Raw genomic sequence first — 10298 nt, 5'->3', positions numbered from 1 at the left:
CGCAAAGGGGGGAGGGAAGAACCCGCGCCGGGTTCGCTCTGCGTCGCGATCGATCGAAACCTGTGTCGGCCGTGCTGCCGGGGGACAAGACCGCCGCACGCGATGAAAACTGGAAAAATTCCAATTTTACGAAAGGCTTGGCTTTCGTCGCCCCTGTGGCGGATCTGCACTGTCGCGCCCTCCCCCGGCCGATAGGGTCCGCGTCGCCTCGAACCGGAGACGACCGTGCAGACCCCCAAGCAAATCCTCCTCGCCGCCATGACCGCCATGCTGGCCCTCGGCGCCGCGGCCTGCGCCACCAAGCCCCCGCCGGCCCCGTCCGAGCCGACTCCGGTCATCCGCAAGGGCTGAGCGCACACCGCCCGGCAGGCCCCCTGCCGGGCGTTCCGCATCTGCGGACGGGGACGCGACTGGCCGGCGGGCCGCGGAGGGCTACTTGTAGCGGTTCCAGACAGCGTTTCCGGAGCCCGCATGAGCATCCCCCTCCGGCTCACCGTCAACGGTGAGCCGCGCGACCTCATCCTGGAGGACCCGCGCGTCACCCTGCTCGACGCCCTGCGCGAGCGGCTCCACCTCACCGGCTCGAAGAAGGGCTGCGACCGCGGCCAGTGCGGGGCCTGCACCGTCCTCGTGGACGGGCGCCGGATCAATGCCTGCCTCGCCCTCGCCGTCAGCCTCGACGGGGCCGAGATCACCACCATCGAGGGGCTGGCGGCCCGGGACGGCGGCCTGCATCCGGTGCAGGCGGCCTTCATCGCCCATGACGGCTTCCAGTGCGGCTTCTGCACGCCGGGCCAGATCATGAGCGCGGTCGGGCTGATCCGCGAGGGCCAGGCGGGGGACGACCCCGAGCGCATCCGCGAGGGCATGAGCGGCAACCTCTGCCGCTGCGGCGCCTATGCCGGCATCCTCGAGGCCGTGCGCGACGCGTCCTCCGACATGCAGCGGGAGGAGGCGGCGTGAACCGGTTCGACTATTCCCGCGCCGCCAGCGTCGCCGAGGCGGTGGCGGCCGCCGCCAGGCCCGGTGCGGCCTACCTCGCCGCCGGCACCAACCTCCTCGACCTGATGAAGGGGGCGGTCGTCACGCCCGGCCATCTCGTCGACATCACCCGCCTGCCCGGCCTCGACCGGATCGAGCCGTCCGGGGACGGCGGCGTTCGGATCGGGGCGCTGGTGCGCAACAGCGACCTCGCCCACGACCGGGATTTCGCGCGCGCCTATCCGGCGGTCGCCGAGGCGCTCCTGTCGGGGGCCTCGGCGCAGCTGCGCAATGCCGCCACGGTCGGCGGCAACCTGATGCAGCGCACCCGCTGCCCGTATTTCTACGACACGGCTTCGCCCTGCAACAAGCGCACGCCCGGGGCCGGCTGCGCCGCCATCGGCGGGGCGACCCGGCTCCACGCGGTGGCGGGCTGGAGCGAGCACTGCATCGCCACCCACCCGTCCGACTTCTGCGTGCCCCTGGCCGCCCTGGACGCCATAGTGGAGATCGAGGGGCCGGGAGGCGCCCGCACGGTGCCGCTCGCGGACTTCCACCTCCTGCCCGGCGACACGCCGGAGCGCGAGAGCGTGCTGGCACCGGGCGAGCTGATCGTCGCCCTGCGGCTGCCGCCGGAGGCGGCGGGGTTTTCCGCCCATGCCCGCTACCTCAAGGTCCGCGACCGCACCTCCTACGCCTTCGCCGTGGTCTCGGCCGCCGCCATGCTCCGCCTCGACGGCGGGCGGATCGCGGACGGCCGGCTGGCGCTCGGGGGGCTCGCCCTCAAGCCCTGGCGGGTGAAGGCGGCCGAGGCCGCGCTCATGGGCCGGGCCCCCGGCCCGGAGGTCTTCAAGGAGGCCGCCGAGGCGGCGCTGGCCGAGGCGAAACCTTCGGGCGAGGCCAACGCCTTCAAGGTCGAACTCGCCCGCCGCATCGTGGTGCGGGCGCTGACGCTGGCGGCCGCCGGCACGCCCGAGCGCCTGCCGGCCCTTCCTGCATCCCCCTTCGCCGCCTCCTCCTTCGCCCCCGGAGCCGCCCATGGCTGAGATCGCCCAGGACATGACGACCCGGCGCGTGCGCCACGGATCGAGCATCGGCCAGCCCCTGACCCGCAGCGAGGGGCCGCTGAAGGTGACGGGCCAGGCGCGCTTTGCCGCCGACAACCTGCCCCCCGGCACCCTGCACGCGGCGCTCTGCGTCGCGACGATCGCCCGCGGTCGCGTCACGCATCTCGACGTGGCGGCGGCCGAGGCTCATCCCGGCGTGGTCGCGGTGATGACGCCCGACAACGCCCCGAAGCTCGCCCAGCACCCGGACGAGAAGACCAACCCGTTCTGCTTCCGCCTCGACCTGCTGCAGGATTCGGCCGTCCGCTACGCCAACCAGCCGGTGGCGGTGGTGATCGCCCGGACCCTGGAGGCGGCGACCGAGGGCGCGCGCCTGCTGGCGCCGGCCTACGAGACCGAGGCGCCCCGCATCGGCCTCGATGCGGCCGACCCCTTCACCCCGCCCGCCATCGGCGTCGGCCAGCCGCCGGAGGAGCATCATGGTGACGTGGAGGCGGGCCTGTCCGCGGCGCAATCGCGGATCGCGGCCACCTACGAGACGGCGGCCCAGTACCACAACGCCATGGAGCCGCACGCGGCCGTGGCCTCCTGGGAGGGCGACCGGCTCACCCTCCACATGCCGAGCCAGGGGATGGCGATCGCGCAAGGGAGGCTCGCCGGCCTGTTCGGCATCCGGCCCCAGGACATCCACATCGAGAGCCCGTTCCTCGGCGGCGGCTTCGGCTCGAAGGGGCTGATCGGCGGGCCGCAGGTGCTGGCCTGCATGGCCGCCCGCCTCGTGGGCCGGCCGGTCAAGCTCGTGGCCACGCGTCCGCAGATGTACGGCCCGATGGGCCACCGCGCCCCGACCCGGCAGACCCTGCGCCTCGGCACGGATGCGGACGGACGGCTCACGGCGCTGGACCACCACGTGCTCACGGCGTCCAGCACCTTCGACGACTTCTTCGAGCCGAGCGGGGGCGTCTCGCACACCCTCTATGCCAGCCCCGCCATCTCCGTCCGGCACGAGGCGGTGCGGCTGGATACCGGCACGCCCCTGTTCATGCGCGCGCCCGGCGAGGCCTCCGGCAGCGTGGCCCTGGAGAGCGCCGTCGACGAGATGGCGATCGCCTGCGGCGTGGACCCGCTGGAGTTCCGCCTGCGCAACTATGCCGAGGTCGAGCCGATCTCAGGCAAGCCCTTCTCCTCCAAGGCCCTGCGGGACTGCTACGCGCAAGGGGCCGAGCGCTTCGGCTGGGCGGGGCGCTCCAAGGAGCCCCGGCAGACCCGCGACGCGGACGGGCTGCTGGTCGGCTGGGGCATGGGCACGGCGACCTTCCCGGCCCTGATGTTCGAGGCCCAGGCGCGGGCCGAGATCCGGGCGGACGGGACCGGCACGGTCGAGATCGGGGCGCAGGACATGGGCCAGGGCGCCTGGACGGCGCTCGCCCAGATCGCCGCCGACGGGCTCGGCCTCGACCTCGACCGGCTGACCTTCCGCATGGGCTCCTCCGACCTGCCGAACGCCGGCATCGCCGGCGGCTCGGGCCACACCGCGACCGCGGGCGGGGCGATCCACGCGGCGGGGCAGGCGGTGATCGGCAAGCTCGCGGATCTCGCTACCAACGACCCCGCCTCCCCCCTCTACGGGGCGGGCAATGCCGGGGTGATCGCCCGCGACGGGCGCCTGATCCGGCGCGACGACGCGGAGCGCTCCGAGCGCTTCGAAGACATCCTGGCGCGCGCCGGGCACGGTGCCGTCGAGGCCACGGGCAAGGCCTCGGCGGACCCGGCCGCCAAGCAGACCTACGCCATGCACGCCCACGGCGCGGTCTTCGCCGAGGTGAAGGTCGACCCCGACCTCGGCCAGGTCCGCGTCACCCGTCTGGTGGGCGCCTTCGCGGCCGGCCGCGTCATCAACCCGCGCCTCGTCACCAGCCAGTATTACGGCGGGATGATCTGGGGCGTCTCCTTCGCCCTGCACGAACATGCCGCAATGGACCCGCGCACCGGCCGCTTCCTCAACGACAACCTGGGCGAGTACCACGTGCCCGTGAACGCGGACACGCCAGCGATGGAGGCGATCCTCGTCCACGAGGAGGACGCCCACGTGAATGCGCTCGGCATCAAGGGCGTCGGCGAGATCGGCATCACCGGCACGGCCGGCGCCATCGCCAACGCGGTCTGGCACGCCACCGGCATCCGGGTGCGCGAGATCCCCATCACCCTCGACCGGCTGCTGGGCTGAGGCGCCCTCCCCGTCCGCGGATGATGCGGGCGGGGAGGCTATAATCCCGGCTTTCTTGTCGCACCGGCCCGTCCATGTGCGTCTCTGCACGCAAGTCGAAAAGAAGACGGATTAAATCTTAGATTGTATTGTCGTGCTATAGCGCACATCCATTACGAGATACGTCGCCTATGTTCCTCTCGTTGCCGCAGAGCAGACCGACCTGCGCAAGAATATCTCCCGAGAGGAAGGATTAATCCATGACACGCATCGTTGCCGCCGCGATCCTCGCAGCCGCCCTCGCCCTCCCCGTCGCCGCGCAGGCCGGCGGAAGCGGAGGCGACCGCATGCCCGCGGGCGGGGGCCACATGAGCTCCTACGTCAGCGATCCCTACCACGATCCCCGCTCGCTCCACTCGCAGCGCAACCGCACCGGCCAGCTCCTCGGCGCCCCGATGTTCTCGGACATGCCCTCCGCCACGGTCGCGCGCCGCAACCTGGTGGAGCCCCACTGGGCAGCCGGATCGACCCCGCGACGCCTCCACCGCTGACCTGACCGCCCTACGATCCCGCGATCGTTCGGACCCGCCCGGCCGCGACCGGGCGGGCTCGATCCTGCCCGCTGCAGGACCGTGCCGCGCGTCGCCCGAAAAACCCTTCCCGCATCCCGAGAGGACCCACGTGGACAACATCTTCCAGGGCATCACCGCCTTTCAGGACAAGGTCTTCCCCGGACAGCAGGCGATGTACCAGCGCCTGGTCCGGGACGGGCAGCAGCCCAAGGCGCTGATCATCGCCTGCGCCGATTCCCGCGTCTCTCCGGAGCACATCACCCAGGCCGGCCCCGGCGAACTGTTCGTCTGCCGCAACGCCGGCAACATCGTGCCGCCCTTCAGCCAGGCCACGGGCGGAGTCTCCTCGGCCATCGAATACGCCATCGTGGCGCTCGGCGTGCGCGACGTGGTGGTCTGCGGCCACTCGGATTGCGGGGCGATGAAGGGGCTGATGAACCCGGAGGCCCTGTCCGCGATGCCCAACGTGGCCGCCTGGCTGCGCCACAGCCACGCGGCCGAGCGCATCGTCTGCGAGGCCTATCCCGAGGGCATGGACCCGAAGTCCCGCCACCGGGCGCTCGCCCTGGAGAACGTGCTGGTGCAGCTCTCCAACCTGCGCACCCATCCGAGCGTGGCCGCGGGCCTGGCCAAGGGGCAGCTGCGCCTGCACGGCTGGTTCTTCGAGATCGAGACCGGGGTGTTGCTGGCCTGCGACGGCGAGAGCGGGCGCTTCCTGCCGATCGACGAGGCGGAGGCGATCCCGGTGGCCCAGGCCTCCGCGGTCCGGGTCGCCGCGCCGGAATACTCGGCGGCCCGGATCGCGGCCGAGTGAGGCGCCCGCCCATGCAGAGCCTCTCCCGGTTCCTGCCGGCCTCCCTGTCGCGGGACCTGCCGGCCTCCTTCGTCGTCTTCCTGGTGGCGCTGCCCCTCTGCATGGGCATCGCCATCGCCTCGGGCGTGCCGCCCGAGCGCGGGCTCATCACCGGCATCGTCGGCGGCCTCGTCGTCGGCCTGCTCGCGGGCTCGCCGCTCCAGGTGAGCGGGCCGGCGGCGGGGCTCGCCGTCATCGTGTTCGAGTTCGTGCGCCAGCACGGGATCGAGATGCTCGGCCCCGTGATCGTGCTCGCGGGCGCCTTCCAGCTCGCGGCGGGCGCGGTGCGCGTCGGCGGCTGGTTCCGGGCGATCTCCCCGGCGGTGGTGCACGGCATGCTCGCCGGGATCGGCATCCTGATCGTGCTCGGGCAGATCCACGTCCTGACCGACGCCCTGCCCCAGGCCAGCGGCTTCGACAACCTCGTGGCGATCCCGGCGGCCTTCTTCGACTTCGTCTCGGGGGAGGGCAACCGCGCCGGCGCGGTGGCGGTGGGCCTGGCCACCATCGCGGCGATGATCGGCTGGGAACGGCTCCGGGCCGCCCGCCTCAGGATGGTCCCCGGTGCGCTTGCCGGCGTCCTTGCGGGCACGGCGGTCGCCGTGGTCGGCGGGCTCGCCGTGAAGCGGGTCGCGGTGCCCGAGGCCATCCTCTCGACCCTGTCCCCGCCGGGCGCCGCGGAATGGGCGCGGCTCTCCGAACCGACCATGATCGTCATGGCGCTCACCATCGCCGTCATCGCCAGCGCCGAGAGCCTGCTGTCGGCCGCCGCCGTCGACCGCATGCACGACGGCCCCCGCACCCAGTACGACCGCGAACTCGGCGCGCAGGGCACCGGCAACCTGATCTGCGGCCTGCTGGGCGGCCTGCCGATGACGGGGGTGATCGTGCGCTCCTCGGCCAACGTCCAGGCGGGGGCGGTCACGCGGGCCTCGGCGGTGATGCACGGCGCCTGGATCCTGGCCTTCCTCCTGGCCCTGCCCTGGGTGCTGGCGATGGTGCCCACCGCCGCGCTCGCGGGCATCCTGGTGGTGACGGGCTGGCGGCTCATCGGCCCCCACCACGCCCTCCACCTGCACGAGCGCTACGGGCTGCTCACCGCCGCGATCTGGCTGGTGACGATGGTGACGGTGGTGGTCACCGACCTGCTGACCGGCGTGCTGGTGGGCCTCGCCCTCAGCCTGCTCCAGGTGGTCCCGGCCCTGCGCAAGGGCCGCCTGCGGATCGAGCACGCCGCCGCCCCGGAGACCGCGGGCGTGCCGGAACTGCGCCTCTCCGGCTCGGCCACCTTCCTCCAGTTGCCCCACCTCACCGAGGCCCTGGAGCGGACGCCGACCGGCGGCGAGGTCCGCCTCGCGACGACGGGCCTCGCCCATATCGACCACACCTGCCTGGAGATGATCGGCGACTGGGCGAGCCGCCGGGCGGCCTCGGGCACCCGCGTCGCGGTGGTCGGCGGCCGGGGCCGTCCCCACGACAGGCTCACCGCCGCCGTGGCCGCCCCGGCCAAGGATTAGGTTTTTTTGGGGGTCGCCGAACGAGACGGGCCGGCACCGCGCGCGCGGTGCCGGCCCTTTTTCCACGCCACCTTCGGTGCGCCCGGTCAGGATGTCCCGGATCGCAGCACGTCCGCGACGAAGGCGTCCTTGGCCGTCCGGTAATCCGCCATCGCGGTCCCGGCATGCCGCAGCTTGAGGGCGTTGTAGGCCGCGAGCAGGGCGGGCTCGTCCCGCAGCCGATCCCGGAACCGGGTGAAGACATCGAACGCCGTGCCGATAGCCACGAGCTGGATCCCGAGGGGCGGCTCGACCGCCTCGTCCGCGAAAGCGGCGAAGTCCGCCGTGCGGACCGAGCCGGCATTGCCCAGGTATCGCGCCGCGAGGACGGCCCGGCACGCCTCGAAGTCGTCGGCCGGGATGCGGACCGCGATGTCGAGGTCGCCCTTCGTCAGGCATCCGGGGATCGCCGTCGCGCCGACATGCTCGATCCGCGCCGTGCCCGGCAGGGCCGGGCGCAGGGCCGCGGCGACCGCTTGGAACAGGGCCTCCGCCGCCGCGGCCGAGGCGTCGGGATCGTCGATCAGGATCAGGGTCGCGGCGTCCGACATGTCCGTCTCGGAGGCTCCTTCAGCCAATGGCCGGGGTGCCGGCCTCCTCGATCCTGAACAGGGCCGGCTGGCCGGGCGTGGCCGCCTCCGCTACCGGGGCCACATGCACGCCCTCCGGCAGGGGCAGGCCCAAAAGTCCCAAAAAATCCTCGGAGGCCGCGACCGCGATCCCGGCGGCCTTGGCGCGGGCCTCGATCCGGGCGAGCGCGTTCATCGCCGGGCCGAGCACGGTGTATTCGGCGCGTGCCCCGTCGTCGAAGACCCCGACCAGGAGGTCGCCGGCATGCAGGGCCACCACGATGCGCAACGGGAACAGGCCCTGCCCGGCCCGCTCGGCGTTCAAGGCGGCGAGGCGCGCGCGGATCGCGCGGGCGCAGGCCAGGGCGCTTCGCGCCTGGGTGCCGGCATCGCCAACCACGAACTGGGCCAGCACGGCGTCGCCCACGTACTTGTCCACGAGGCCGCCCTGCCCCGTCACCGCCGCCTGCGCCAGGGCGCGGACGGCGAGCAGGGCCTGCACCATCGCCTCGGGGGGATGCTCGCGGCTGAGGCGGGAGAAGCCGCGGATGTCGAGCACCAGCAGGCAGGCGTGGCGGCGGCGCACGGCGCCGAGGCCGCCCTCGCGGGCGAGGTCGCGGGCGATGGCGTCCGGCACGAAGCGGGCGAGCCGCGTGCGCTCGTGCTCCAGCCGCAGGGCCTGCCCCACCGCCGCGCGCAGGCGGTTCACGCCGTCGATCACCACGAGGCTCGCGGCCGCGAAGGTGAGCAGGCCCGGCACCTGCTCGGACAGGTCGACATGGGGCCCGACCACCCCTTGCGGGTGCAGGAAGGCCACCAGGATCGCGCCGCCCCAGGCCAGGGCGACGACGCCCGAGAACAGGGCCGCGTGCCAGACGCGCATGGTCAGGGCGGTCTGGAGCAGGAGCAGGAAGGCCGGCAGCCGGCTCACCGTGTCGGCCGCCCCCCCGTCCGGCCCGCCGCCGGCCAGCATGTGCTCGACGATGACGTAGACGGCCAGGCCCGCGTTCAAGCCCGTGCCGGCCCAGGCGAAGATCGCGGAGAGCGGCCCGCCCCGCCGCTCGGCGAGGCCGAACCCGACGGAACTGGCCGCGTAGAGAACGAGGATGAACCAGTGGCTCAGGGCATGGAGGGAGCCGTCATAGGCCTGCGCCGCCATCAGCAGCACGAGCACGATGAGCACCTGCAGGGCCAGCATCCGCCCGCCGGTCGCCGACTGCATCAGCCGCCGCACGGCCGGCCCGTCGTCCGAGGTAGCGGATGGGGTCTGCGCGTCCCCCACGTGGTCGTTCATGCGCACGGACTCGCAGCGTCCTGTCTCGAAGGCCGCGCCCCGGCGGCCGGCGCCCTTGACCGGACCGCCCGAACCCCAAAAGTCACTCGGCGCGGCTGAGGCGGCGGGCGCCCGCGAAGCGGTTGAGGAAACGCGGCTCCTTCTCCGGCGCGATCCGCACGGCGAGGTGCTGGGCGCCGCCCTCCTCCATGCGCCGGTCGAGGACCTCGGCGTTCTCGTAGAGCCAGTTCACGGATGCCCCGTCCTCGGGGCCGAGGATCACAGCGAAGGTCGAGCGGTGGCGGGCGATCCGGGCCTCGATCCGGGCGGTCAGGGCGGAGAGCCCCTCCCCCGTCAGCGACGAGACCAGGACGGGGGCGGCGCTGTCGCGGTCGCTGCGGCCCTGCCCGTCCCGATGGCCGCTGAGGTTGGAGAGCCGCGTGCGCTCGTCCGCGTCCAGCAGGTCGGCCTTGTTCCAGACCTCGATGATCCGGTCGGCGGTGGTCTCGATACCGAGTTCGCGCAGGACCGAGCCCACGTCCTCGGCCTGCGCCTCGGAATCGACGTGGGAGACGTCGCGCACGTGCAGCAGGATGTCGGCCTCGATCACGTCCTCCAGGGTGGCGCGGAAGGCGGCGATGAGGGCGGTGGGCAGGTCGGAGATGAAGCCCACGGTGTCGGACAGGATCACGGTCTCGCCATGGGGAAGCCGGGTCGCCCGCGCCGTCGGGTCGAGGGTGGCGAACAGCATGTCCTGGGCCACCACCTGCGCCTTGGTCAGGGCGTTGAACAGGGTCGACTTGCCGGCGTTCGTGTAGCCCACCAGCGCCACGATCGGGTACGGGACGCGGGCCCGGCTCTGCCGGTGCAGGCCGCGGGTGCGGGTGACGGCGTCGAGGTCGCGCTCGATCCGGGTCATGCGCTCCTGGATCATGCGCCGGTCGGCCTCGATCTGGGTCTCGCCGGGGCCGCCGAGGAAGCCGAAGCCGCCGCGCTGGCGCTCCAGGTGGGTCCAGGAGCGCACGAGGCGCGACTTCTGGTAGGCCAGATGCGCGTGCTCGACCTGCAGCGTGCCCTCCCGCGTGGAGGCGCGGCGCCCGAAGATCTCGAGGATCAGGCCGGTGCGGTCGATGACCTTGGCCCCGAACGCCTTCTCCAGGTTGCGCTGCTGCACCGGCGAGAGGGCGCAATCCATCACCACGAGGCCGATCTCGCCGGCCT

Annotated in this window: 10 protein-coding genes; 7 read left to right on the top strand and 3 right to left on the bottom strand. The window is 73.0% G+C overall.

Features of this window, described 5'->3' with window-relative positions; all coding sequences use genetic code 11:
- Positions 1-225 precede the first annotated feature (225 nt).
- From COGEMETH_RS25580 to COGEMETH_RS06460, 7 genes are all read left to right on the top strand, one after another.
- On the top strand, positions 226-351 hold the full coding sequence (locus tag COGEMETH_RS25580; protein WP_283214965.1) for a hypothetical protein: 126 nt from the start codon (positions 226-228) through the stop codon (positions 349-351).
- A 120-nt stretch (positions 352-471) separates the two neighbouring features.
- Positions 472-963, top strand: a complete 492-nt coding sequence (locus COGEMETH_RS06485) for a (2Fe-2S)-binding protein (protein ID WP_238181790.1) — start codon at positions 472-474, stop codon at positions 961-963.
- Positions 960-2027, top strand: coding sequence for an FAD binding domain-containing protein (locus tag COGEMETH_RS06480; protein WP_238181789.1), 1068 nt, complete (start codon positions 960-962; stop codon positions 2025-2027). The genes COGEMETH_RS06485 and COGEMETH_RS06480 overlap by 4 nt, the downstream gene beginning before the upstream one ends.
- The gene (locus COGEMETH_RS06475) at positions 2020-4275 is read left to right on the top strand and encodes a xanthine dehydrogenase family protein molybdopterin-binding subunit (protein WP_238181788.1); all 2256 of its coding nucleotides are present in this window, start codon (positions 2020-2022) and stop codon (positions 4273-4275) included. Before COGEMETH_RS06480 ends, COGEMETH_RS06475 begins: the two co-directional genes overlap by 8 nt.
- Before the next feature lie 239 nt (positions 4276-4514).
- Positions 4515-4805, top strand: a complete 291-nt coding sequence (locus COGEMETH_RS06470; RefSeq protein ID WP_238181787.1) for a hypothetical protein — start codon at positions 4515-4517, stop codon at positions 4803-4805.
- Between the two features lie 130 nt (positions 4806-4935).
- Positions 4936-5640, top strand: a complete 705-nt coding sequence (locus tag COGEMETH_RS06465; protein ID WP_238181786.1) for a carbonic anhydrase — start codon at positions 4936-4938, stop codon at positions 5638-5640.
- 11 nt (positions 5641-5651) lie between these two features.
- The gene (locus tag COGEMETH_RS06460; protein WP_238181785.1) at positions 5652-7196 is read left to right on the top strand and encodes a SulP family inorganic anion transporter; all 1545 of its coding nucleotides are present in this window, start codon (positions 5652-5654) and stop codon (positions 7194-7196) included.
- A gap of 86 nt (positions 7197-7282) precedes the next feature.
- Here the strand turns inward: COGEMETH_RS06460 and COGEMETH_RS06455 are convergent, their stop codons facing one another.
- The 3 genes from COGEMETH_RS06455 to hflX all read right to left on the bottom strand — a co-directional run.
- Positions 7283-7786 (bottom strand): GrpB family protein, encoded by a 504-nt coding sequence (locus tag COGEMETH_RS06455; protein WP_238181784.1) that lies wholly within the window; start codon positions 7784-7786, stop codon positions 7283-7285.
- Between the two features lie 19 nt (positions 7787-7805).
- Positions 7806-9098 carry an adenylate/guanylate cyclase domain-containing protein gene (locus COGEMETH_RS06450; protein ID WP_238181783.1) on the bottom strand — a complete coding sequence of 431 codons (1293 nt, stop codon included), beginning with the start codon at positions 9096-9098 and terminating at the stop codon, positions 7806-7808.
- 82 nt (positions 9099-9180) lie between these two features.
- On the bottom strand, positions 9181-10298 hold a 1118-nt coding region (gene hflX / locus COGEMETH_RS06445), incomplete at its 5' end, for a GTPase HflX (protein ID WP_238181782.1).

This window comes from Methylobacterium trifolii (assembly GCF_022179685.1).
Taxonomy (GTDB): Bacteria; Pseudomonadota; Alphaproteobacteria; order Rhizobiales; family Beijerinckiaceae; genus Methylobacterium; species Methylobacterium trifolii.
This window is presented reverse-complemented; position numbering and strand designations above follow the sequence as displayed.

Bases quoted from the DNA above. Each gene is read 5' to 3' on its own strand.
- COGEMETH_RS06485 (WP_238181790.1), top strand. From the start codon at position 472: ATGAGCATCCCCCTCCGGCTCACCGTCAACGGTGAGCCGCGCGACCTC.
- COGEMETH_RS06475 (WP_238181788.1), top strand. From the start codon at position 2,020: ATGGCTGAGATCGCCCAGGACATGACGACCCGGCGCGTGCGCCACGGA.
- COGEMETH_RS06470 (WP_238181787.1), top strand. From the start codon at position 4,515: ATGACACGCATCGTTGCCGCCGCGATCCTCGCAGCCGCCCTCGCCCTC.
- COGEMETH_RS06460 (WP_238181785.1), top strand. From the start codon at position 5,652: ATGCAGAGCCTCTCCCGGTTCCTGCCGGCCTCCCTGTCGCGGGACCTG.
- COGEMETH_RS06455 (WP_238181784.1), bottom strand. From the start codon at position 7,786: ATGTCGGACGCCGCGACCCTGATCCTGATCGACGATCCCGACGCCTCG.
- COGEMETH_RS06450 (WP_238181783.1), bottom strand. From the start codon at position 9,098: ATGAACGACCACGTGGGGGACGCGCAGACCCCATCCGCTACCTCGGAC.